General features: G+C 72.9%; 19 protein-coding genes. 12 read left to right on the top strand and 7 right to left on the bottom strand.

From position 1 onward, the window contains the following. The first annotated feature begins 62 nt into the window (after positions 1–62). Positions 63–2,213, top strand: coding sequence for a primosomal protein N' (locus tag ACGFRG_RS34620; protein ID WP_361428213.1), 2,151 nt, complete (start codon positions 63–65; stop codon positions 2,211–2,213). 249 nt (positions 2,214–2,462) lie between these two features. Here the strand turns inward: ACGFRG_RS34620 and ACGFRG_RS34615 are convergent, their stop codons facing one another. Beyond that, positions 2,463–2,993 carry a hypothetical protein gene (locus tag ACGFRG_RS34615; protein ID WP_188275108.1) on the bottom strand — a complete coding sequence of 177 codons (531 nt, stop codon included), beginning with the start codon at positions 2,991–2,993 and terminating at the stop codon, positions 2,463–2,465. A 361-nt stretch (positions 2,994–3,354) separates the two neighbouring features. Between ACGFRG_RS34615 and fmt the strand changes: the two genes are divergently transcribed. Both fmt and ACGFRG_RS34605 read left to right on the top strand, forming a co-directional pair. Beyond that, entirely contained in the window at positions 3,355–4,284 is a 930-nt protein-coding gene (fmt, locus tag ACGFRG_RS34610) for a methionyl-tRNA formyltransferase (protein ID WP_361428216.1), read from the top strand. Between the two features lie 143 nt (positions 4,285–4,427). Continuing rightward, on the top strand, positions 4,428–5,882 hold the full coding sequence (locus ACGFRG_RS34605) for a transcription antitermination factor NusB (protein WP_361428218.1): 1,455 nt from the start codon (positions 4,428–4,430) through the stop codon (positions 5,880–5,882). Positions 5,883–5,950: 68 nt separating this feature from the next. Here the strand turns inward: ACGFRG_RS34605 and ACGFRG_RS34600 are convergent, their stop codons facing one another. Further along, entirely contained in the window at positions 5,951–8,134 is a 2,184-nt protein-coding gene (locus ACGFRG_RS34600) for an MMPL family transporter (RefSeq protein ID WP_393270454.1), read from the bottom strand. A 180-nt stretch (positions 8,135–8,314) separates the two neighbouring features. Here ACGFRG_RS34600 and rpe point away from each other — a divergent pair, with 180 nt between their 5' ends. Then, positions 8,315–8,998 (top strand): ribulose-phosphate 3-epimerase, encoded by a 684-nt coding sequence (gene rpe, locus ACGFRG_RS34595; protein ID WP_361428222.1) that lies wholly within the window; start codon positions 8,315–8,317, stop codon positions 8,996–8,998. A gap of 79 nt (positions 8,999–9,077) precedes the next feature. Then, on the top strand, positions 9,078–10,130 hold the full coding sequence (locus ACGFRG_RS34590) for a sugar-binding domain-containing protein (protein WP_361428224.1): 1,053 nt from the start codon (positions 9,078–9,080) through the stop codon (positions 10,128–10,130). A gap of 86 nt (positions 10,131–10,216) precedes the next feature. On the opposite strand, the gene ACGFRG_RS34585 is transcribed toward ACGFRG_RS34590, so the two are convergent. From ACGFRG_RS34585 to ACGFRG_RS34575, 3 genes are read right to left on the bottom strand one after another with little or no spacing between them, the layout of a single operon-like run. Beyond that, the gene (locus ACGFRG_RS34585; RefSeq protein WP_361428226.1) at positions 10,217–11,341 is read right to left on the bottom strand and encodes an amidohydrolase family protein; all 1,125 of its coding nucleotides are present in this window, start codon (positions 11,339–11,341) and stop codon (positions 10,217–10,219) included. Further along, complete coding sequence (locus ACGFRG_RS34580) at positions 11,342–12,670, bottom strand: glutamine synthetase (protein ID WP_393270449.1); 1,329 nt, start codon at positions 12,668–12,670, stop codon at positions 11,342–11,344. Positions 12,671–12,675: 5 nt separating this feature from the next. After that, positions 12,676–14,220, bottom strand: a complete 1,545-nt coding sequence (locus ACGFRG_RS34575; RefSeq protein WP_393270446.1) for an ATP-dependent DNA ligase — start codon at positions 14,218–14,220, stop codon at positions 12,676–12,678. Between the two features lie 59 nt (positions 14,221–14,279). Here ACGFRG_RS34575 and ACGFRG_RS34570 point away from each other — a divergent pair, with 59 nt between their 5' ends. The 3 genes from ACGFRG_RS34570 to ACGFRG_RS34560 all read left to right on the top strand — a co-directional run bounded on the left by ACGFRG_RS34570 (position 14,280) and on the right by ACGFRG_RS34560 (position 16,665). Then, positions 14,280–14,720, top strand: a complete 441-nt coding sequence (locus tag ACGFRG_RS34570) for a ribonuclease domain-containing protein (RefSeq protein WP_393270443.1) — start codon at positions 14,280–14,282, stop codon at positions 14,718–14,720. Then, positions 14,717–15,061: a barstar family protein gene (locus ACGFRG_RS34565; protein WP_393270441.1), complete on the top strand. Its 345-nt coding sequence runs from the start codon at positions 14,717–14,719 to the stop codon at positions 15,059–15,061. Before ACGFRG_RS34570 ends, ACGFRG_RS34565 begins: the two co-directional genes overlap by 4 nt. Before the next feature lie 122 nt (positions 15,062–15,183). Beyond that, complete coding sequence (locus tag ACGFRG_RS34560; protein ID WP_361428236.1) at positions 15,184–16,665, top strand: GuaB1 family IMP dehydrogenase-related protein; 1,482 nt, start codon at positions 15,184–15,186, stop codon at positions 16,663–16,665. Positions 16,666–16,797: 132 nt separating this feature from the next. Here the strand turns inward: ACGFRG_RS34560 and ACGFRG_RS34555 are convergent, their stop codons facing one another. Next, complete coding sequence (locus tag ACGFRG_RS34555; protein WP_393270437.1) at positions 16,798–17,028, bottom strand: hypothetical protein; 231 nt, start codon at positions 17,026–17,028, stop codon at positions 16,798–16,800. Then, positions 16,977–17,771 (bottom strand): GDSL-type esterase/lipase family protein, encoded by a 795-nt coding sequence (locus ACGFRG_RS34550; protein WP_393270435.1) that lies wholly within the window; start codon positions 17,769–17,771, stop codon positions 16,977–16,979. Before ACGFRG_RS34550 ends, ACGFRG_RS34555 begins: the two co-directional genes overlap by 52 nt. 339 nt (positions 17,772–18,110) lie before the next feature. Here ACGFRG_RS34550 and ACGFRG_RS34545 point away from each other — a divergent pair, with 339 nt between their 5' ends. From ACGFRG_RS34545 to ACGFRG_RS34530, 4 genes are all read left to right on the top strand, one after another. Further along, complete coding sequence (locus tag ACGFRG_RS34545; protein ID WP_361428240.1) at positions 18,111–19,595, top strand: amino acid permease; 1,485 nt, start codon at positions 18,111–18,113, stop codon at positions 19,593–19,595. A 10-nt stretch (positions 19,596–19,605) separates the two neighbouring features. Continuing rightward, positions 19,606–20,061, top strand: coding sequence for an Lrp/AsnC family transcriptional regulator (locus ACGFRG_RS34540; protein WP_188275095.1), 456 nt, complete (start codon positions 19,606–19,608; stop codon positions 20,059–20,061). A 183-nt stretch (positions 20,062–20,244) separates the two neighbouring features. Continuing rightward, positions 20,245–21,042 (top strand): carbon-nitrogen hydrolase family protein, encoded by a 798-nt coding sequence (locus ACGFRG_RS34535; RefSeq protein ID WP_361428242.1) that lies wholly within the window; start codon positions 20,245–20,247, stop codon positions 21,040–21,042. A 58-nt stretch (positions 21,043–21,100) separates the two neighbouring features. Next, positions 21,101–22,810 (top strand): NAD(P)/FAD-dependent oxidoreductase, encoded by a 1,710-nt coding sequence (locus tag ACGFRG_RS34530; protein ID WP_361428244.1) that lies wholly within the window; start codon positions 21,101–21,103, stop codon positions 22,808–22,810. Positions 22,811–22,884 lie beyond the last annotated feature (74 nt).

Raw genomic sequence — 22,884 nt, 5'->3', positions numbered from 1 at the left:
GTGCGTTCGCCCGGCCTGCTCGGCGACCGCGGGTGTCAGTGGTGTCTGGTAGGAATTTGGACGTGAGCAGCGAGAACGAGAAGCCGGGTGGGGGCGCCGCGGGGGGCGGTGGGGCGGAGCAGCTTGCGCTCATTCGGGAGACCGTGCGCAAGGCCAAGGCGCCCAAGGCCAAGCCGCGCACCTGGCGTGGAGCCGCTCTCGCCGAGGCGCTGCCCGTCGCCCGGGTCGTGGTGGACAAGGGCGGGGTGCACCTCGACCGGTTCTTCGACTACGCCGTGCCCAAGGAGCTCGACGCCGACGCGCAGCCGGGGGTGCGGGTGCGGGTGCGGTTCGGGGCCGGGGCGCGCAATGTGCGGGACGGGCGCCGCGAGGGGGGCGGGCTGATCGACGGGTTCCTGGTCGAGCGGCTGGCCGAGTCGGACTACTCGGGGCCGCTCGCGGCCCTGGCCGGTGTGGTCTCCCCGGAGCCGGTGCTCAGCCCCGCGATGCTGGCGCTCGCCCGCGCCGTGGCCGACCGGTACGCGGGCAGCCTGGCCGATGTGCTCCAGCTCGCCGTGCCGCCGCGCAACGGCCGGGCCGAGGGCAAGCCGTCGCCCGCGCCGCCGCAGCCGCCCCCGGTGCCGGACGCGGGGACGTGGGTGCGGTACGGGAACGGGGCGGCGTTCGTGCGGGCGCTGGCCGCCGGCGGGGCGCCCCGGGCCGTGTGGACCGCGTTGCCCGGGCCCGGCTGGGCCGAGGAGATCGCGCGGGCCGTCGCCGCGACGCTGTCGGGCGGGCGCGGCGCACTGGTCGTGGTGCCCGATGGGCGCACCGCCGGGCGCCTGGACGCCGCGCTCACCGCGCTGCTCGGCGAGGGGCGGCACGCGCTGCTGACCGCCGAGTCCGGACCCGAGAAGCGCTACCGGCAGTGGCTGGCCGTGCGCCGGGGCTCGGTGCGGGCCGTGGTCGGGACGCGGGCCGCGATGTTCGCGCCGGTCGAGAACCTCGGCCTGGTGGTCGTCTGGGAGGACGGCGACTCCAGCCACAGCGACGACCACGCGCCCTTCCCGCACGTACGGGAAGTCCTTGAGCTGCGCTCCGCGCACGACAAGTGCGCGTTCCTGCTGGGCAGTACGAGCTGCACGGTCGAGGCCGCCCAGCTCGTCGAGAGCGGCTGGGCGGCGCCGCTGGTCGCCGACCGCGCCGCCGTACGGGCCGCGGCCCCCCTGGTGCGGACCGTCGGCGACGGCGAGCTGGCCCGGGACGAGGCGGCGCGGGCCGCGCGGCTGCCCAGCCTCGCCTGGCAGGCCGTCCGGGAAGGGCTGAAGCACGGGCCGGTCCTGGTGCAGGTGCCCCGGCGGGGCTATGTGCCCCGGCTCGCCTGTGAGCGCTGCCGTGCGCCCGCGCGGTGCCGGCACTGTTCGGGGCCGCTGGAGGCGCCGGACGAGCGGGAGTTGACGTGCGGGTGGTGCGGGCGGGGCGAGCCCGACTGGCACTGCGCGGAGTGCGGGGGCGTACGGCTGCGCGCGAGCGTGGTGGGCGCCCGGCGCACGGCCGAGGAGCTGGGCCGGGCGTTCCCGGCGGTGCCGGTGCGTACGTCGGGGCGTGACCACGTGCTGGACAGCGTGCCCGGGCGGCCCGCGCTCGTCGTCTCCACGCCCGGCGCCGAGCCGGTCGCCGACGGCGGGTACGCGGCGGCCCTGCTGCTCGACGGCTGGGCGATGCTCGGGCGGCCCGATCTGCGGGCCGGGGAGGAGGCGCTGCGGCGCTGGATCGGGGCGGCCTCGCTGGTGCGCGGGCAGGAGGAGGGCGGCACGGTGGTCGTCGTCGCCGAGCCGACCCTGCGGCCCGTGCAGGCCCTGGTCCGCTGGGACCCGGTCGGCCACGCGCTGCGCGAACTCGCCGAACGGGCCGAGCTCGGCTTCCCGCCGGTCTCCCGGATGGCCGAGGTGACGGGCCGCCCGGAGGCCGTGGAGGCGTATCTGTCGAGTGCTCAACTGCCGCCGGATGCCGAGGTGTTGGGACCGGTCCCGATGCGTACGACCGAGCCGGGCCGGGTCCGGCGGCCCGGCGCCCCGCCGGTCGGCGAGGTGTGGGAGCGGGCCCTGCTGAGAGTCCCCCCGGGCAGCGGCTCGGCCCTGGCCGCGGCCCTCAAGACCGCCCAGGCGGTCCGCCTGGCGCGCGGGGGCGGCGATCCGGTGCGGATCAGGGTGGATCCGCCGGATATCGGCTGATCCGATGACCATCGGGCGGTCGGCCGGTCCGAAGGCGCCTTCGGGTGCCCCGGGACTGCTCGCCACCGGTTGCGTACGGCCACCGTCGGACGGCCGGGCGCCCGGGGGCTCGACGGTCGCGTGCGGCCACCGTCGGTCGGCCGGGCGCCCGGGGCGGGTCGCCCCCGTTGCGTATGACCGCCGCCGGACAGAGGGGTGCCCCCGGCGTACTCGCGTACGACGAGGGCACGGGAAACGGAAAAGGGCGGGTCAGCCGTTGCGCGGGCCCGGGAACGCGGTGGCGCGGGCCTCCTCGCGCAGCGACTGGGACGTCGCCGTCGGCTGGGGCGGCATCGAGCGGGCGGCGGGCACCGCGGGGACCCCGGCCGGGACGGGCAGGGCGCGCGGCACGGTCGCCTCGGCGGGACGTTCGGCCTCGGCGGCCTGGGCCGCGGCGCGCCGTGCCCCGTACCGCCGGTGCACCGCCTGCTTGGTGACCCCGAGCGCCGACCCCACCGCGTCCCACGAGAAGCCCAGGGAGCGGTCGAAGTCCACCGCGGCGGTCACCAGGGTCTCGACGCTGTCCCGCAGCTCCTGGGCGAGCCGGACGGTCGGGGCGGGCGCGCGCCCGTACACGACGAAGCCCGTGGAGGGGCCGGAGCGGCGCGGGCGGTAGACGTTGCCGAGCTGCGCGGTGAGGGTGCGCAGTGCGTCCACCTGCCGGCGGACCCGCTCGATGTCCCGCACCAACAGGTGCAGACTGGCCCGTGCCTGGGCGTCGTGGGTTGCGTGGTCGGCCATGAACAAGCCTCTCGAACCGGCGTTGTTGAAAAGGGATGGGCCGCAGCGTGGCCCGTTTCGGTCAATCTCTCTTGACCAACGCGCCACCTGGGGTTGTGGTCACGCTGCGGGGGCGTATGGGCATATGCACGGGGCGCGCGCCCGTACGTACGCCCCCACCGTCCGACCCGCTGTCACCCCCCGCCTCCCGGACCGCCGTCGGCCCCCTGGGCACGAGTGCCGGACCCGCGCCGGCCCGAGCGCCGGACCGCGTCGGACCCATCACCGGATCAGGCCCGCGTCGGACCCGCCACCGGATCGGGCCCGCGCGTCTGACACCCCATAGACTGGCGCCGCTCTCTACAAAGCGAGGTATCCCGCAGTGAAGCTCGTCTTCGCAGGCACCCCCGAGGTCGCCGTCCCCGCCCTGGACGCCCTGATCGCCTCCGGCCGGCACGAGGTCGCCGCCGTGGTGACCCGGCCCGACGCCCCCGCCGGGCGCGGTCGGCGGCTGGTGGCCAGCCCCGTCGCCCAGCGCGCGGAGGAGGCCGGCATCGAGGTGCTGAAGCCGGTGAAGCCGCGCGACGAGGAGTTCCTGGCGCGGCTGCGCGAGATCGCCCCGGACTGCTGCCCGGTCGTCGCCTACGGGGCGCTGCTCCCGAAGGTCGCGCTCGACATCCCGGCCCACGGCTGGGTCAATCTGCACTTCTCGCTGCTCCCCGCGTGGCGCGGCGCCGCCCCGGTCCAGCACGCGCTGATGGCGGGCGACGAGATCACCGGCGCCTCGACGTTCCTGATCGAGCAGGGGCTCGACTCGGGTCCGCTGTACGGGACGGTCACCGAGGTCGTCCGGCCCACCGACACCAGCGGCGATCTGCTGACCCGGCTCGCCTTCGCGGGCTCCGGACTGCTCGCCGCGACCATGGACGGCATCGAGGACGGCACGCTCACGGCCGTTCCGCAGCCCGCCGAGGGCGTCACGCTCGCCCCGAAGATCACCGTCGAGGACGCGCAGATCGACTGGTCCGCGCCCGCGCTGCGGGTCGACCGGGTCGTGCGCGGCTGCACCCCGGCCCCGGGCGCCTGGACCGTGTTCCGGGGCGAGCGGCTGAAGCTGGTCCAGGCGGTGCCGGTCGCGGACCGCACGGACCTCGCGCCGGGCGAGCTGTCCGTGGGCAAGAACAATGTGTACGTCGGCACGGGCTCGCACGCCGTCGAGCTGCTCTGGGTCCAGCCGCAGGGCAAGAAGCCGATGAAGGGCGCCGACTGGGCGCGCGGCGTGCGCATCGCCCCGGGCGAGCACGTCGGCTGACCCGGGCGCAGGTCCCGGCGCGGGCCCAGGGGCGCCGACCCCGGGGCGCCGGTCCGGACAGGGAGCGACCCGGGTGGGGGCGCGCGGGCAACAGTCGTACGCTGGTCGGGTTCGCACCATCTGACCAGCGGAGCACCTTTCACGTGAACGATCAGCCGCGCAGCCGTCCCCAGAACAACGGCAAGGGCGGCGGCAAGCCGTACCGCCGCCCCAAGAAGGACCCCGTCCGCATCCTCGCCTTCGAGGCGCTGCGCGCGGTCGACGAGCGGGACGCGTACGCCAACCTCGTACTGCCCCCGCTGCTGCGCAAGGCCCGCGAGGGCGGGAACTTCGACGGGCGCGACGCGGCGCTCGCCACCGAGCTCGTCTACGGGACGCTGCGCCGCCAGGGCACCTACGACGCGATCATCGCGGAGTGCATCGACCGGCCGCTGCGCGAGGTCGACCCGCCGGTGCTCGATGTGCTCGCGCTCGGCGCGCACCAGCTGCTCGGCACGCGCATCCCCTCGCACGCGGCGGTCTCCGCCAGCGTCGAGCTCGCGCGCGTGGTGCTCGGCGACGGGCGGGCCCGGTTCGTCAACGCCGTACTGCGCAAGATCGCGGCGAACGACCTGGACGCTTGGCTGGAGAAGGTCGCGCCGCCGTACGACGAGGACGCCGAGGAGCATCTCGCGATCGTCCATTCGCATCCGCGATGGGTCGTCTCGGCGCTGTGGGACGCGCTGGGCGGCGGTCGCGCCGGTATCGAGGACCTGCTTGAGGCGGACAACGAACGGCCCGAGGTGACCCTGGTCGCGCGCCCCGGCCGGTCCACCACCGATGAGCTCATGGACGCGCTGGGCGAGGACGGCGGGCTGCCCGGCCGCTGGTCCCGGTACGCCGTACGGATGGCAGAGGGCGGCGAGCCGGGCGCCCTCGACGCCGTCAAGGACGGCCGGGCCGGTGTGCAGGACGAGGGCAGCCAGCTGGTCGCCGTCGCACTCGCGAACGCCCCCATCGAGGGGCGGGACGAGCGCTGGCTGGACGGCTGCGCGGGTCCCGGCGGCAAGGCGGCCCTCCTCGCCGCGCTGGCCGCCGAGCGCGGCGCCGCGCTGCTCGCCTCCGAGAAGCAGCCCCACCGGGCCCGGCTCGTGGAGCGCGCGCTGGCCGGGAACCCCGGCCCGTACCAGGTGATCGCGGCCGACGGCACCCGGCCGCCGTGGCTGCCGGGCTCGTTCGACCGCGTCCTGATGGATGTGCCGTGCTCCGGACTCGGCGCGCTGCGCCGCCGCCCCGAGGCCCGCTGGCGCCGCCGCCCGGAGGACCTGGACGGCTTCGCGCCGCTCCAGCGCGGGCTGCTGCGCGAGGCGCTTTCGGCGGTGCGGGTGGGCGGTGTGGTCGGCTACGCGACCTGCTCGCCGCACCTCGCCGAGACGCGGATCGTGGTGGAGGACGTGCTCAAGGGCCGGGGCGGTGCGCCCGTGGAGGCCGAGTGGATCGACGTACGGCCCCTGATGCCGGGCGTCGCGGGCCTCGGCGACGGTCCGGACGTCCAGCTGTGGCCGCACATGCACGGGACGGACGCGATGTATCTGGCGTTGCTGCGCCGTACGGCCTGAAGGCATACGGCCTGAAGCCGTACGGCGTGAACAGGGCGCGGTCCGCACTCGGGCCGCGCCCGCCGCGCTCAGGAGTTCGTCCGCTCCGGGGCCACCGCCACCTCCTCGCGCTCCCTCGACAACCGGTGCGGCCACCACACCCGCCTGCCCACGTCCAGGAACAGCGACGTCACCAGGATCGAGCGGACCACGAACGTGTCGAGCAGGACGCCCAGGGCCACCGCGAAGCCGATCTCGGCGAAGCCCGTCATCGGCAGGGTGCCCAGGACCGCGAAGGTGCCCGCCAGGACCAGACCGGCCGAGGTGATCACGGCGCCGGTGGCGGCCAGGCCGGTGACGACGCCCGGACGGGTGCCCTGGCGGGCGGCTTCCTCGCGGATGCGCGTGGACAGGAAGATGTTGTAGTCGATGCCGAGCGCGACCAGGAAGACGAAGACGAACAGCGGGAAGTCGGTGGACTCGCCCGCGTAGTCGAAGACATGGCGGAAGGCGAGCGCGCTGACGCCCAGCGCGGCCGCGAACGACAGCACCACCGTCACGATGAGCAGCAGCGGCGCGACCAGCGCCCGCAGCAGGATCCCGAGGACGCACAGCACGACCAGCAGCACCAGCGGGATGACCAGCTTGTTGTCGTGGGTGGTGGCTTTCTCCATGTCGATGACCGCGGCCGTGCCGCCGCCCACCTTGGCGTCGGCGCCCGGCACCGCGTGGACCGCCTCCCGTACGCGTACGACCGTCTGGTGCGCGGCCGTGCTGTCCGGGCGGGCCGTCATGGTGGCTTCGAGCAGGACCTTGCCGTCGTGCTCGGCGGCGGTGCCCGGTGGCGTACCGATCGACGAGGGCACCACGCCCGGAGTCGCGGCGACCGCGCGGCCGACGTCCGCCGCCTTGCCGGCCGAGGTGACGATCACCAGCGGGTCGCCGCTGCCCGCCGGGAAGTGGGCGGCCTGCACCTCCTGGCCGACGATCGAGTCGGGTCTGCCGGTGAAGGAGTCGGCGTTGCTCAGACCGTTGGCCTTGAGCTGGAGCAGGCCGAAGGAGAGGGCCGCGAGGATCACGGCGGTGGTGACCCAGACCGTGCGCGGGCGGGTCGCGATGCGGCCGCCCACCCGGGCCCAGACGCCGTGGGCCGTCGGGTCGGGGGAGCCGAAGACGGGCCGGACCGGCCAGAAGATCCAGCGGCCGAAGATCACCAGCAGGGCCGGGAAGAGAGTGAGCATGGCGAGCAGCGCCACGCCGACGCCGATGGCGGCGACCGGTCCGAGCCCCTTGGTGGAGTTCATCTCGGCCACCATCAGCACCAGCATGCCCAGGATCACGGTGGCGCCGCTGGCCAGGACCGCGGGCCCGGCCCGGTGCAGGGCCAGCGCCATCGCCTCGTGCCGGTCCTCGTGGCGGCGCAGCTCCTCGCGGTAGCGGGAGACGAGCAGCAGCGCGTAGTCGGTGCCCGCGCCGAAGACGAGCACGGTCAGGATGCCCGCGCTCTGCCCGTTGACCGTCAGGCCCGCGTGCCGGGCCAGCAGATAGATCAGCGCCTGCGCGGCCGAGAGCGCCCAGACCACGGAGATCACCGGCACCAGGAGGAGCGTCGGACTGCGATACGTGATCAGGAGCATCACCACGACCACGGTCAGCGCCGAGAAGAGCAGCGTCGAGTCGATGCCGGAGAAGGCCTTGGCGAAGTCGGCCGAGACGCCGCCCGGGCCGGTGATGTGCACCTGGAGCCCGCCCTGTGTGGTGCCCGACTGCTTGCGCACCTTGTCGACGGCGTCCGCGATGTGGTTCCAGCCGTTCTTGCCCAGCTTGATCGGCACGAGGATCTGCGCGGCGCTCGCCCTGGCGTCGAACTGCGGGCCCTGGACGCGGGCGCCCTGGATCCCGTCCGTGCTCAGGGCGCGCAGCGCCGTCGCGTCCGCGCCGATCTTCTGCTTGTCTGCGAAGGTGAGCCCGCCGTCGCGCGCGTACACGACGATCGCCGGGACCTCCTCGGGCCTGAACGCCTTCGCGGAGTTGAAGACTTGGGTCGACTCGGCGCTGCCCGGCAGCCATGAGGTGGCGTCGTTGTCCTGGGCGTCGCTGAGCTTCTGCGCCAGCGGGAAGGCGACCGCGACGGCGATCAGCCACAGCACGAGGACGAGCCATTTGGTACGGCGTCCGCAGACCAGCCACGCCACCCCGCGCGGGCCCGGGCCCGGCCCGGCCGCTCGGGGGCTTTCCTGACCGCGGTTGTGGCGAGTGCGCGCGTCGGACATCACGTCCCCCATGGCCCCGCGTTCGGCGCGGGGTGCCGCTCCCGAGATGGCCTGAATCACCAGGATTGCACGGAGCGTCCCGGTCCGGCGAGTCGTAGGACAGGTGTACGTCGGACAGGTCGGCGACCTCGAATCCGTACCGTGGCAGGCAAGTGGTGCGAGGCATGGCAGGCTTGGGGCATGGCTCAGATCAACCCCAGCATTCTCTCCGCCGATTTCGCGCGCCTCGCCGAGGAGGCCAAGGCCGTCGAAGGCGCCGACTGGCTGCACGTGGACGTCATGGACAACCACTTCGTGCCGAACCTCACGCTCGGCGTGCCGGTCGTGGAATCCCTCAGCCGGGCGACGGAGACCCCGCTGGACTGCCATCTGATGATCCAGGACCCGGATCGATGGGCCCCGCAGTACGTAGAGGCGGGTGCCGGATCGGTCACTTTCCACGCCGAGGCCGCGGCCGCGCCGGTACGGCTGGCGCGGGAGATCCGGGCCAAGGGGGCACGGGCGTCCATGGCGCTCAAGCCCGCCACGCCCATCGAGCCGTACGAGGACCTGCTGCCCGAGCTGGACATGCTGCTGATCATGACGGTGGAGCCCGGATTCGGTGGTCAGCCGTTCCTGGACATCATGCTGCCGAAGATCCGCCGCACCCGCGAGCTGATCTCCAAGCACGGCCTCGAACTGTGGCTCCAGGTCGACGGCGGGGTCTCGGCCACCACCATCGAGCGGTGCGCGGAGGCGGGCGCGGACGTGTTCGTGGCGGGCTCGGCCGTATACGGAGCGAAGGACCCCGCCGAGGCGGTGCGTACGCTGCGCTCGATGGCGGAACAGAGCACGGCAAGCGCCCCCTGGGCATGCGGCCACTGAGCCACGGCTCGGTGAACGCGGCCCTACGGGGCTGATCAAGGACCGTTGGATCTGACAGGATGAACAGCGAGTCCAGAGTGTGAACAGCAGTGAGGAGATCGCGGTGTCTGCAATGTCGGCGGGTCGGTCAGCCCTGCGGATGGGACCCGCGGAGCTGGTGCAGGCGGCGGCCATGGCCCGCCGCTTCTACCTGGAGGGCAAGTCCAAGATCCAGATCGCCGAGGAGTTCGGCGTCAGCCGCTTCAAGGTGGCCCGGGTCCTGGAGACCGCCCTGGAGCGCGACCTGGTCCGGATCGAGATCCGCGTCCCGGCCGAGCTGGACGCGGAGCGCTCGGACGCGCTGCGCGCCCGGTACGGGCTGCGGCACGCGGTCGTCGTCGAGTCCCCGGAGGCCGGCGAGGACGAGTCGTCGCCGGACCCGGAGAACCTGGGCGAGGTCGCCGCCGATCTGCTCGGCGAGCTGGTCAGCGAGGGCGATGTGCTGGGCCTGGCCTGGGGCCGGTCCACCATCCACATGGCCGCCGCCCTGGACCGGCTGCCCCCGTGCACGGTCGTGCAGCTCACCGGCGTGTACGACGCGGGCACCGCCGAGCGCGGCTCGGTCGAGGCCGTACGGCGCGCCGCCCAGGTCTCGGGCGGCGACGCCCACCCGATCTACGCCCCGATGCTGCTGCCGGACGCGGCCACCGCGGCCGCGCTGCGCAACCAGACCGGGATCGCGCGCGCCTTCGAGTACTTCGACAAGGTGACGGTCGCCGCGGTCTCGATCGGCTCGTGGGAGCCGGGCATCTCGACGGTGCACGACATGCTGACCGACGAGGAGCGGGCGCACTACGCCTCGCTCGGTGTCGCGGCCGAGATGTCCGCGCACCTCTTCGACGCCGAGGGCCGCCGGGTCGGGCGCGACCTGGGGGAGCGCTGCATCACCGTCGAGGCGGACCGGCTGCGCCGGATCCCGGAGGTCGTCGCGATCGCCGGGGGCCAGCGCAAGGCGTCGGCGATCGACGCGGTGCTCCGGTCGGGCCTGGTGACCAGCCTGGTCACGGACACGGCCGCGGCGGACTTCCTGCTGCACGAGACGGGGCCGCAGCCCCGCCCCGCGCTCGACCGGGCGGACCCGGACGGCGACTGAGCCCAGGAGGGCGCCCGGGGCCCGTCGCCCCGGACGCCCGTCGTACGGGATGCGGCGCATCCCGTACGTGCTACGCATCGCGCGGCCTAAATCCCGTACACCCGGCGGGAGTTGTCCGCGGCGATCAGCCGCGCCACCCGCTCCGCGTCGCTGTGCGACCACGCCCCCGACGCCGTCCACGCGGCCAGCAGCTCCTCCAGGCCCTCCCGGAAGAGGCGGGCGCCGACCACGTACAGCTCGGGCAGTCCGTACGCGTCGGTGGAGAACAGGAGCTTGCCGAACGGGGTGAGCTCCAGCATCTCGGCCAGTACGGCCCCGGCCCGGGCACCCGTGTGGCTGAGGCTGAGGCCCATGTCCGCGTACACATGCGGATAGACATGGGCGAGATAGGCCGCGTTGCGGTGGTACGGGTAGCCGTGCAGCAGGATCAGCGGGGTGCCGGACGCGCGCGAGGCGCGGATGAAGTCGGTCAGGAGCAGCGGGTCGCAGCGCTGCAGCCGTAGGTCCGGATCGCCGAAACCGGTGTGCAGCTGGAGCGGAAGGCGGGTGTGCACCGCCGACCACAGCAGATGGCGCAGCAGCACCGGGTCGGTCAGACGGCCGCCCGCCGGACGTTTTTTCAGCCATTTCGCGGCCGCCTCGCGCACATCGGGCAGCGCGGGCGGCTCGGGCGCGAGATCCAGGCCGTAGCGGTAGGCGGCGACCGACTTGAAGCCCACGGCCTGCGTCGCCGCCGAGCGGATCGCCGCCGCCAGCTCCGCGAGGAAGCGGTCCGCGTCCTTGGCCGTGTTGGCCACCCGCTCGGCCAGCAGCTCAAGGCGGACGATCTCGTGCACCGGGGCGCCGCCGAGCTCGGCGAGCTCGCCCGGGGTCGTCAGGTCGCCCGGCAGCCCGGTGTCCATCAGGTACCCGCCGATGCCGCTGCCGCCGAGCAGCAGTCGCGTCGCCTCCACGGCGCCGAGCTCGCGCCGCCGGGCCAGATAGCGCTCCGGCGTGCAGTGCGGCTCCAGGCCGAGCAGCGGCGGGCACCAACGGCGCACCGCGAAGCCCAACTGGGTGTCGAAGAAGGTGGTGCCGGGCGCGGCGGGCGCGTCCGCCTCGGTCAGGAACGCCTCGAAGGCGCCCATGTCCGGGTCGGTGCGCAGCACCCCGTGGCAGTGGTGGTCCAGGAGCGTGCCCGCCGGGATCCGCCCGGCTGCGTCCTGGGGCATTCAGTACCGTCCCCGTGTCGCGTCCGCGATCTCCTGCGGGGACCTGCCCTCGAACAGGGCGGCCTCGGCGTGGCGCACGGCCGCGAACGCCTCGAAGAGTCTGGTGCCCATGGCCTCGCGCAGCGTCTGCGAGGCGCTGAAGTGGGCGAGCGCTTCGGGCAGCGAGGCGGGCAGGCGCTGCTGGCCGCTGTCGTGCGCCGGGTCGCCCGAGACCGGCTCGGGCAGCGACGCCTTGGCGTCCAGGCCCGCGAGGCCCGCCGCGATCACCGCGCCGACCACCAGATACGGGTTGGCGGCCGGGTCGAAGCACTTGACCTCGGCGTTGGCGGCGTCGGGGTCGTCGGGGGCGCCCGCGATGAAGCGGAGGGCGGCCTCCCGGTTCTCCAGCCCCCAGCACTGGAACGCGCCGGCCCAGCGGGAGGGTTCCAGGCGGAGATAGCTCGCGGGGGAGGGGGCGCCGACGGCGAGGAGGGCGGGCAGGGCGCTCAGGACGCCCGCCAGGAACGCCTCGCTGGTGGCGGTCATGGCGAACGGGCCGTCGCCGCCCCGGCACAGGTTGCGGCCGTCCTGCCACAGGCTGAGGTGGAGGTGGCCGCCGTTGCCGACGCCGCCCGCCGTGACGATCGGGCCGAAGTACGGGGTGAGCTCGTGCCGTAGCGAGACCGCGCGGATCGTCTCGCGCACCAGCACCGCCAGATCCGCCGCGCCCACCGGATCGCTGGGCGCCACCGACACCTCGAACTGGCCCTCGTTGTACTCGGGATGGATCTGGAGCACATTGACGCCCTGCTCCACCAGCGCGGTCACCACATCGTTCATATACGCGGACCGCTCCACGAGCCGTGCCATGCCGTACGCCGGGCCTTCGAGGGCGGGCGAGACCGTCCACTCCGTCTCGAAGCCCATCCGCAGCGAGATGCCCCGCTCGGCGGCCCGCGCGGCCATGCGGCGGGCGAACAGCCGCTGGCAGCCCGGGTGTTCGGCGCCCGCCTGGTCGTAGCGTTCCACCGGCGCCCACGCCCAGCCGGGCTGCGCGGCGAGCACCGTCAGCCGGTCCAGGTCCGGGAAGAGCCGCAGATCGCCGTCCGGGCCGCCGCTGTCCCGGCTGGCGGTGGCCGAGTCGTCCACCAGGAAGACGTCGAAGCACGGCGACGCGCCGACCCCGCGCGCGACGGCCGCGGCGAGCCGGGCCGTGGGCACGGCCTTCACCCGGGTGATGCCCGCGTTGTCCACGAACGTCAGCGCGACCGCCCGGACCCCCTCGGCCCCCAGCCGTGCCGCCTCCTGCCGTGCCCGCTGTTCCCGTTCCCGTGTCTGTTGCGACCGCACCTGATTCAATCCCTCCCGGCGCGCAGCGCGACCACTGCCGCGACCGTGTCGGCGTCCGAGGCCTTCTTGTCCTCGCGATAGCGCACTACCCGCGCGAACCTCAGTGTCACCCCCTCCGGGTAGCGGGACGATCTCTGCACCCCGTCGAAGGCGATCTCTACGACGAGTTCCGGCCGAACGCGCACCCCCCACGGCTCCTCGGCCACCGCCAGCTCCCGCAGCCGTGTCGTCTGCCAGGCCAGCAGGGCGTCGGTCAAGCCCTTGAACGTCTTGCCCAGCATGGCGAACGAGCCGTCCGGGCGGCGCGCCCCCAGATGCAGATTGGAGAGCGTTCCGGTGCGCCGCCCGTACCCCCACTCGGCGGCGAGCACCACCAGGTCGAGGGTGTGCACCGGCTTCACCTTCAGCCAGGAAGCGCCCCGACGGCCCGCGCTGTACGCCGCGTCCAGCCCCTTCACGACCACGCCCTCGTGACCGCGCTCAAGGGTCAGGGCCGCGAACTGACGGGCCGCTTCACGCTGTTGGGGATCGTCCGGATCCTCGACCGTCACCCGGCGTACGCGCCGGGGCTCGGGCGTCACCCGCGCGAGCTCGGCGGCGCGCTCGCGCACCGGCAGATCGAGCAGGTCGCGGCCGTCCACGTACAGCAGGTCGAAGAAGACCGGAAACAGCGGCAGCCGGTCCCGGGCGCCCGCCACGTCCAGCCGGGAGCCCACCCGGCCCGCGATGTCCTGGAACTGGCGCGGCCGCCCCTCGGGGTCGAGCGCGATCACCTCGCCGTCCAGGATCGCCCGCCCGGCCGTCAACTCCCGTGCGGCGGCCACCACTTCGGGCAGCCGGTCGGTGATCTCGTCCAGCGTACGGGTGAACACGCGCACAGCGTCGCCGTCGCGGTGCACCTGCACCCGGATCCCGTCCAGCTTCTCCTCCACCGCGCACGGGCCGAGCCGGTCGAGCGCGTCGTCCACGTCCTTGGCGCTCTGCGCCAGCATCGGCAGTACGGGACGGCCCACATCGAGGCGGAACGCGGCGAGCGCCGCCGCGCCGCCGCCGAGCAGTGCCTCGGCGACCGCACCCAGCGAGCCGCCCAGCATCACCGCGCGCCGCACGTCCGCCGCCGGGGTGCCGGTCGCCTCGGCGAGAGCGTCGACGGCGGCCGCGTCCAGCGCGCCCTGCCGGACCTCGCCGGTGATCAGGCCGAACAGGAAGCGCTGCTCGTCCTCGGTGGCGGCGGCCATCAGCTCCCGGGCCAGGCGCCCGCGTTCGCCCTGCGCGCCCTTTCCGGCGAGGGCCGAGACACGGTCCAGGGCCGCGTCGACCTCGCGGACCGTCAGGGAGGGTGTTCCGGCGGGCGGTGGCCGGTCCTTCAGGGTGCTCCAGCCGAGCCCGGTGCGGCGCTGCGGCAGCCGCCCGGCGAGATAGGTGACCACCAGCGGCGCCTCGTCGGGCGCGGTGTCCCGGAACACCGCGGCGAGCAGGGCGGACTTCTCCGTACGCGAGGACGTCGCGGCGATCTCGCGGGAGGTTCTGGCCACGTCGGCGAGGAGCATGTCCCCATCGTCACCCGGCGGGTTCGCGTCCGCAGTCCCGCGATGGGACCATCGTGCGCATGCTCACCAGGTACGTCCGAACGACCGTCCCCGTCCTGCTGGCGTGTCTGGCGCTGCTGCTGACCGGCTGCGGCGGCAAGTCGAAACACGACACGAAACCCCAGACGACTCCGACCGGAGTCACCGCCTCCGGTGCCGCCGCCACACCCGGCTGGGTCAAGGGCATGGCCACGGTCCGCGCCGCGCAGCTGCCGCCCGAGGCGCAGCAGACCCTGAAGCTGATCGACAAGGGCGGCCCCTTCCCGTACGCCAAGGACGGCACGGTCTTCGGCAACTTCGAGAAGGCCCTGCCGCAGCAGAAGCGCGGCTACTACCACGAGTACACGGTCATCACCCCCCAGTCGCGTGACCGGGGCACCCGGCGCCTGATCAGCGGCCAGAGCGGCGAGATCTACTACACCGGCGACCACTACAAGACGTTCAAGGCGGTGCTGCGATGACGGCCGATCCGTTCGACGGCGTACGGGCCAGTGGCTGGCAGGTCGACGTCCTCGACCTGACCGGGGTCAACGACAAGGCGGGCTTCATGGACCGCTGCGCCCGCGCGCTGCGGCTGCCCGAGTGGTTCGGCCGCAACTGGGACGCCCTCGCCGACTGCCTGGGCGACCCCGACTGGGGCCCCGCCCGGCCCGGCCGGCTGCTGGTCGTGACGGGCTGGCAGGACTACGAGAAGGCGCGCCCGGACGAGTGGCTGACCGCACGCGAGGTACTGGCGGACGCGGCCGTCACGGGCGGCGACGGGGCCCTCGCCGTGGTGCTCGCGCTCGGCGCCCTCGCATGACCACGCCCGGCGTCTTCGGATGATCGCACCAGGGCCCCCGCCCCAGTCCTGGACGATCGGCCCGGGCAGCGCAATCGCATGAACATGGGACAATGAAGTACGTGCGTTTGGCCCCGGCTGAAATGCCTGGGGTAACTCCGATCGACTGGGATGTTCTGCACGTGCGTTTCCTCAACGACATCAAGCCGCCGTACGACCTGACGTACGACGATGTGTTCATGGTGCCGAGCCGCTCCGCGGTGGGCTCCCGCCAGGGCGTCGACCTCTCCTCGCCCGACGGTACGGGCACCACGATCCCGCTCGTCGTCGCCAACATGACGGCGATCGCGGGCCGCCGCATGGCCGAGACCGTGGCCCGCCGCGGCGGGCTCGTCGTCATCCCGCAGGACATTCCGATCGAGGTCGTCACCGACGTCATCACCTGGGTCAAGACGCGCCACCACGTGCTCGACACCCCGATCGTCCTCGCCCCGACCCAGACCGTCGCCGACGCGCTGGCGCTGCTGCCCAAGCGCGCCCACAACGCGGGCGTCGTCGTCGACGGCGACCGGCGGCCCGTCGGTGTCGTCACCGACGAGGACCTGACCGGCGTCGACCGCTTCACGCAGCTCTCCGAGGTCATGTCCAAGGACCTGCTGCTGCTCGACGCGGACATCGACCCGCGCGAGGCGTTCAACAAGCTCGACACCGCCAACCGCCGTTACGCCCCGGCCGTGGACAAGGACGGCCGCCTGGCCGGCATCCTCACCCGCAAGGGCGCCCTGCGCGCGACCCTGTACAGCCCGGCGACCGACGCCGACGGCAAGCTGCGCATCGCCGCCGCCGTCGGCATCAACGGCGACGTCGCGGGCAAGGCCAAGCAGCTCCTGGACGCCGGCGCCGACACCATCGTGGTGGACACCGCGCACGGCCACCAGGAGTCGATGATCGCCGCGATCAAGGCCGTCCGCGGCCTGGACCCGCAGGTGCCGATCGTGGCGGGCAACATCGTCGCCGCCGAGGGCGTCAAGGACCTCATCGAGGCGGGCGCCGACATCATCAAGGTCGGCGTGGGCCCCGGCGCCATGTGCACCACCCGGATGATGACGGGCGTCGGCCGCCCGCAGTTCTCCGCCGTCCTGGAGTGCGCCGCCGAGGCGAAGAAGTACGGCAAGCACGTCTGGGCCGACGGTGGCGTGCGCCACCCGCGCGACGTCGCCATGGCGCTCGCCGCCGGTGCCTCCAACGTCATGATCGGCTCCTGGTTCGCCGGTACGTACGAGTCCCCGGGCGACCTTCAGCACGATGCCCAGGGCCGCGCGTACAAGGAGTCCTTCGGCATGGCCTCGGCCCGTGCCGTCCGCAACCGCACCAGCGACGAGTCGGCGTACGACCGCGCCCGCAAGGCGCTCTTCGAGGAGGGCATCTCCACCTCGCGGATGTTCCTCGACCCGACCCGGCCGGGCGTCGAGGACCTGATCGACTCGATCATCGCGGGCGTGCGGTCGTCCTGCACGTACGCGGGCGCGAGCTCGCTCGCCGAGTTCGAGGAGAAGGCGGTCGTGGGCATCCAGTCCGCCGCGGGGTACGCGGAGGGCAAGCCGCTCCACGCGAGCTGGAGCTAGCGCGTAGTCGGGGCGCGGTTATTCGTCTGCGGGCCGGCTGTGGCTGGTCGCGCCCACGCGGCGGAGCCGCATATGTTAAGGCCCCGCGCCCCTGAAGGGTGGCCCCCCGCGCATAGCGCGGGGGGCCACCCTTTATATGCGGGGCCGCAGGACCTCTGCCACCGCCGCTGCGATCTTCTCGTGGCCCCTGTCGTTCGGGTGCAGGCCGTCGGCCAGGTCGGCCGGGGTCACCAGGTCCCGTCCGGGAAGCACCTGAAGGCGGCTGTCGTTTGCGTCCCCGGCCGCCTCCTCCATGGCCGTGCGCAGCTCCGTCAGCGTGGACCCGACGGCGTTCGGGGTGCGCTCGGCCGCCGGGCGGAGCAAGGGGGAGAGCAGCAGCAGGGGCGTGTGCGGGTGGCCCCGGCGAGCGCGGTCAGGAAGTTCCGGGTCCGTGCGTACAGCAGCCGGGCCGAACAGGGCGCGCCCGACCAGCAGTTGGTGCCGAACGCGAGGGTCAGGACGTCGGCGGGCAGGGCGGCCAGCTGCTCGGCGGTGGCCAGTTCGCCGCGCGCGCCGCCCGCGTAACCGAGGTTGACGGTGTCCAGGCCGAGCGCGCGCCCCGCGACCGAGGGCCAGGCGTGGGCGGGGCGGGTGGACCACCAGCCCTCGGTGATGGAGTCGCCGTGCACCAGCCAGCGGGGCGCGGCGGGCACGGGCGCGAGGGCGCCGCCGACGCCGCGCAGGGCGAGCACCACGGGCGCCATGGGCTCGGGCGGATGGACCGTGAACCGGCCACCTGTACAGGGGAGTTGAAGGCGTACGACCGCCTCCCTCGCCGGTGTCACCGTCGTCTCGCGCACACATCGGCCGGCCGCCCAGAGCGCGAAGGTGTGGGCGAGCGCGGACAGGGCCTCGGTGGGCGCGGGCACCGAGGCGCGGTAGCGGATCTCGATGGCCGACGCGCCCTCGGCGGTGAATTCCAGCCGCACCCCGATCGGCAGCCCGGCTCGTTCGGCGGTGGCCCAGGGCAGCCGGGTCAGGTCGGCCGGATCGGCGCGGACCGCCCGGCCCGTCGCGTCCCGCCAGGCCACTCCGCGCAGAAACGGATCCGGGTCCAGCCAGGTCATCGAACACCTCCGATCGCCGTCTGTGGGCGACCCCACTCCTACCCCGCCGCCCGTGCACGATGAGGACCCTTCACGCATGGATCGAACGCTGATGCGCAACAAACACCCATGCGTCGCCCTTGTGCGCAATGATCATTCACCGATGCGCAAGGTTGCTGCATTACGACTGAGAAGCGGAACCTCGTAAGGTTCTCGCCATACGTGGAGTGGCGGCGACCGCCTGCTCGGCGGTACCGGCCACGGTGTGCTTCTGTCATGCCCGATTTGCCCTTTCGTGCGCGAAGGGCCGGAACGCCGCGGTCGTCGCTGTCCCCAGGCAGCGACAAGGAGCCCTCTGAAGTGTTGGACCACGGCACAGCGCCCCCCTCCGCAGCAGCACCGGCCACCGGGGCCCCGCGGCCCGGCAATCCGCTGTTGCGGCGCAAGCCGGTAGAACTGCTGGTCGCCGAGGGTGGCAAGGGCGAGGGCGGCACTCTGCGCCGTACCCTCGGCATGTGGCAGCTGACGATGATCAGCATCGGCGCCACGCTCGGCACCGGCATCTTCGTCGTCCTCGGCGAGGCCGTCCCCAAGGCCGGACCCGCGGTCACCCTGTCGTTCGTCCTCGCCGGGCTCACCGCGCTGTTCTCCGCGCTCTCCTACGCCGAGCTGGCGGGCTCCATCCCGGTCGCGGGCTCTTCGTATTCGTACGCTTACGCAACGCTCGGTGAATTCATCGCCTGGATCTGCGGCTGGTGCCTGATCCTGGAGTACGGCGTCTCGGTGGCGGCGGTCGCCGTCGGCTGGGGGCAGTACCTCAACGAGTTCCTGAACGGGACCATCGGCGTCACCATCCCCGACGCGCTGTCCGCGCCGCCCGGCGACGGCGGGATATTCAACCTGCCCGCGCTGATCGTCGTGGTCCTCGCGATGGCGCTGCTGCTCGGCGGCGCCCGCGAGTCGGCCCGTATCAACACCATCATGGTCGGCGTGAAGATCGCCGCCCTGGTGCTGTTCTGCGTGATCGGCTTCATGGGGTTCAAGTCCGGCAACTACGCGAACTTCATGCCGATGGGCACGGCCGGTGTGAGCGGGGCCGCGTCCAGTCTGTTCTTCTCCTACATCGGCTTCGACGCGGCGTCCACGGCCGGTGAAGAGGCCAAGAACCCCAAGCGCGACCTGCCCCGCGCGATCATGCTCTCGCTGGTCATCGTCACCGCGCTGTACGTCCTGGTGGCCTTCGTCGCCGTCGGTGCCCGCCCCTGGAAGCAGTTCGAGGGCTCGGAGGCGGCGCTCGCCGGGATCATGAAGGACGTCACCGGTCACTCCTTCTGGGCCACCCTCCTGGCCGCCTGCGCCGTGATCGCGATCGCGAGCGTCGTCCTGACCGTGCTCTACGGCCAGACCCGCATCCTCTTCGCGATGTCCCGCGACGGGCTCGTCCCCAAGGTGTTCGCCAAGGTCAGCCCGCGCAGCGGAACGCCGGTCGCCAACACCGTGGTCGTGTCGCTGTTCTGCGGCGTGCTCGCCGCGGCCGTGCCGCTGGGCAACCTCGCCGACGCCACCAGCATCGGCACGCTCTTCGCCTTCGCCCTGGTCAACGTGGCCGTCGTCGTCCTGCGCAAGACGCGCCCGGACATGCCGCGCACCTTCCGCGTGCCCCTGGGCTGGGTCATCCCGATCCTCGGCTTCCTCACCTGCGGCTATCTGATGTGGAACCTGTCCGGGGCCACCTGGGAGTACTTCGGATACTGGATGGCCGCCGGTCTCGTGATCTACTTCGGGTACGGCATCCGCCGCTCCCGACTGGCCACGGCCTCGGACACCGTATCCGCAGAGAAGTGATCCACCCGCAGTGCGACTCAATGACCTCGACGAGCGCATCGTGCACGCGCTCGCTGAAGACGCCCGCCGCTCCTACGCCGACATCGGTTCGCTGATCGGCCTGTCCGCGCCCGCGGTGAAGCGGCGCGTGGACCGGCTGCGCGCCGAAGGGGCCATCACCGGATTCACCGTCCGGGTGGACCCGGCGGCGCTCGGCTGGGAGACCGAGGGCTTCATCGAGATCTACTGCCGTCGCAACACCTCGCCCGAGTCCATCAAGCGTGGCCTTGAGCGGTACCCCGAGGTCGCGTCCGCCTCCACCGTCACCGGTGAGGCGGACGCGATCGTGCAGGTCTTCGCCTCCGACATGCGCCACTTCGAGCGCGTCCTGGAGCGGATCGCGGGCGAGCCGTATGTGGAGCGCACCAAGTCGGTCCTGGTGCTCTCGCCGCTGCTGCGGCGCTTCTCGTCGGGCTCGCCGGCCTGATCCCTCTCCCCACGGCGTAGGGCGTCAGGGCCGCGTCAGGGCCGCGCAACGAATCGCCGCCCAGCACCCCGTACGCGCAACGAATCATCCTCCGGCGCGCAACAGTCGTGCCTTGTCGGGGTCGAACGGTGGAACGTACCGTCTAGGTGACCCCTTCAACCACTTTCGCCTCCGAGGACTGCCATGCCCCCGCTGCGCACCGCCCTGCTCCAGAGCTCCGGCCGTCCCGGTGACGTCGCCGCGAATCTGAAGGTGCTGGACGAGGCCGCGGGCAGGGCCGCGGCCGCCGGGGCCGGGCTGCTCGTCTGCGCGGAGATGTTCCTGACCGGCTACGCCATCGGGGACGACGTGCCGAAGCTCGCGGAGGCCGCCGACGGGCCCGGCGCGCGGGCCGTCGCCGAGATCGCCGTGCGCCACGGGCTCGGGGTCGTCTACGGCTACCCGGAGCGCGACGGCGACACCGTCTACAACTCCGCGCAGCTCATCGGCCCCGACGGCACGCGCCTGGCGAACTACCGCAAGACCCATCTCTTCGGCTGCTTCGAGCAGGAGTGGTTCACGCCGGGCGACCAGCAGGTCGTCCAGGCCGAGCTCGGCGGGCTGCGGCTCGGGATGATGATCTGCTACGACGTGGAGTTCCCCGAGAACGTCCGCGCGCACGCGCTGGCCGGCACCGACCTCCTCCTGGTGCCCACCGCGCAGATGCACCCCTTCCAGTTCGTCGCCGAATCCCTGGTTCCGGTGCGCGCCTTCGAGAACCAGATGTACATCGCGTACGTCAACCGGACCGGCCCCGAGGGCGAGTTCGAGTTCGTCGGGCTGAGCTGTCTGGCCGGACCCGACGGAACCGCCCGGGCCCGCGCGGGCCGCGAGGCCGAGCTCGTCGTCGGCGACGCCGACCCCGAGTTCCTGGCCGCCTCGCGCGCGAACAACCCGTATCTGCGCGACCGCCGCCCCGGCCTCTACACCTCCCTCGTCTGACCCGGACCCCTCCGGCCGCCCCCAACCCCCTTCGTACTGTGCAAGGAGTCCGTACCCCATGACGTCCACGGTGCCCACCGCCGTCCCGCACACCGACGGCCAGCCGCCGATCACCATGTTCGGTCCGGACTTCCCCTACGCGTACGACGACTTCCTGGCCCACCCGGCCGGGCTCGGCCAGATACCCGCGACGGAGCACGGCACCGAGGTCGCCGTCATCGGCGGCGGGCTCTCCGGCATCATCTCGGCGTACGAGCTGATGAAGATGGGCCTCAAGCCCGTCGTGTACGAGGCCGACCAGATCGGCGGACGGCTGCGCACCGTCGGCTTCGAGGGCACCGGCACGGACGAGCTGACCGCCGAGATGGGCGCGATGCGCTTCCCGCCGTCCTCGACGGCGCTCCAGCACTACATCGACCTCGTCGGCCTGGTCACCGAGCCGTTCCCGAACCCGCTCGCCGAGGCGACCCCCTCGACGGTCGTCGACCTCAAGGGCGAGTCGCACTACGCCGAGACGATCGCCGACCTGCCGCAGGTCTACCGCGACGTCGCCGCCGCCTGGAACGCGTGCCTCGACGAGGGCGCCGACTTCTCGGACATGAACACCGCGATGCGCGAGCGCGATGTGCCGCGCATCCGCGAGATCTGGGCGAAGCTCGTCGAGAAGCTGGACAACCAGACGTTCTACGGCTTCCTCTGCGAGTCCGAGGCGTTCAAGTCCTTCCGGGCCCGCGAGATCTTCGGCCAGGTCGGCTTCGGCACCGGCGGCTGGGACACCGACTTCCCCAACTCCATCCTGGAGATCCTGCGCGTCGTCTACACCGAGGCCGACGACCACCACCGCGGCATCGTCGGTGGCTCCCAGCAGCTGCCGCTGCGGCTGTGGGAGCGCGAGCCGGAGAAGATCGTGCACTGGGCGCAGGGGACCTCGCTCTCCTCGCTGCACGAGGGCGCGCCGAAGCCCGCCGTGACCCGGCTGCACCGCACCGCGGGCAACCGGATCACCGTCACGGACGCGTCCGGCGACATCCGTACGTACCGGGCCGCGATCTTCACCGCCCAGTCCTGGATGCTGCTCTCGAAGATCGAGTGCGATGACTCGCTCTTCCCGATCGACCACTGGACGGCGATCGAGCGCACCCACTACATGGAGTCCTCCAAGCTGTTCGTGCCGGTGGACAGGCCTTTCTGGCTGGACAAGGCCGTCGACGACAGGGGAAATCCGACGGGACGTGACGTCATGTCGATGACGCTCACCGACCGGATGACCCGGGGCACGTACCTGCTCGACAACGGGCCGGACAAGCCCGCCGTCATCTGCCTCTCGTACACCTGGTGCGACGACAGCCTGAAGTGGCTGCCGCTGTCGGCGAACGAGCGCATGGAGGTCATGCTCAAGTCGCTCGGCGAGATCTACCCGAAGGTCGACATCCGCAGGCACATCATCGGCAACCCGGTGACCGTGTCGTGGGAGAACGAGCCCTACTTCATGGGTGCGTTCAAGGCGAACCTGCCGGGCCACTACCGCTACCAGCGACGTCTGTTCACCCACTTCATGCAGGACACCCTGCCCGAGGACAAGCGGGGCATCTTCCTCGCGGGCGACGACATCTCCTGGACGGCCGGCTGGGCCGAGGGCGCGGTGCAGACGGCACTGAACGCGGTGTGGGGCGTCATGCACCACCTCGGCGGCGGCACGGACGCCACCAACCCCGGTCCGGGCGACGTGTACGACGAGATCGCGCCGGTCGAGCTGCCGGAGGACTGAGTCCGGCTCGCGACACGGGACGTGAGGGCCCGGGGGCTGTGTGCCCCGGGCCCTTCGCCGTCCCGCGCCGCCCC

Origin of the sequence: Streptomyces sp. NPDC048696 (assembly GCF_043198895.1) — a bacterium.
GTDB lineage: Bacteria > Actinomycetota > Actinomycetes > Streptomycetales > Streptomycetaceae > Streptomyces.
The sequence above is the reverse complement of the archived record's forward strand: the minus strand, read 5'-3'. Positions and strand labels throughout refer to the sequence as shown.

What these genes read in the sequence shown, in the direction of transcription:
- ACGFRG_RS34560 (WP_361428236.1), top strand. Translation starts at nt 15,184, where the DNA reads ATGCCTGGGGTAACTCCGATCGACTGGGATGTTCTGCACGTGCGTTTC.
- ACGFRG_RS34565 (WP_393270441.1), top strand. Translation starts at nt 14,717, where the DNA reads ATGACGGCCGATCCGTTCGACGGCGTACGGGCCAGTGGCTGGCAGGTC.
- ACGFRG_RS34600 (WP_393270454.1), bottom strand. Translation starts at nt 8,134, where the DNA reads ATGTCCGACGCGCGCACTCGCCACAACCGCGGTCAGGAAAGCCCCCGA.
- ACGFRG_RS34615 (WP_188275108.1), bottom strand. Translation starts at nt 2,993, where the DNA reads ATGGCCGACCACGCAACCCACGACGCCCAGGCACGGGCCAGTCTGCAC.
- ACGFRG_RS34550 (WP_393270435.1), bottom strand. Translation starts at nt 17,771, where the DNA reads ATGACCTGGCTGGACCCGGATCCGTTTCTGCGCGGAGTGGCCTGGCGG.
- ACGFRG_RS34530 (WP_361428244.1), top strand. Translation starts at nt 21,101, where the DNA reads ATGACGTCCACGGTGCCCACCGCCGTCCCGCACACCGACGGCCAGCCG.
- ACGFRG_RS34575 (WP_393270446.1), bottom strand. Translation starts at nt 14,220, where the DNA reads ATGCTCCTCGCCGACGTGGCCAGAACCTCCCGCGAGATCGCCGCGACG.
- rpe (WP_361428222.1), top strand. Translation starts at nt 8,315, where the DNA reads ATGGCTCAGATCAACCCCAGCATTCTCTCCGCCGATTTCGCGCGCCTC.
- ACGFRG_RS34535 (WP_361428242.1), top strand. Translation starts at nt 20,245, where the DNA reads ATGCCCCCGCTGCGCACCGCCCTGCTCCAGAGCTCCGGCCGTCCCGGT.
- ACGFRG_RS34570 (WP_393270443.1), top strand. Translation starts at nt 14,280, where the DNA reads ATGCTCACCAGGTACGTCCGAACGACCGTCCCCGTCCTGCTGGCGTGT.
- ACGFRG_RS34585 (WP_361428226.1), bottom strand. Translation starts at nt 11,341, where the DNA reads ATGCCCCAGGACGCAGCCGGGCGGATCCCGGCGGGCACGCTCCTGGAC.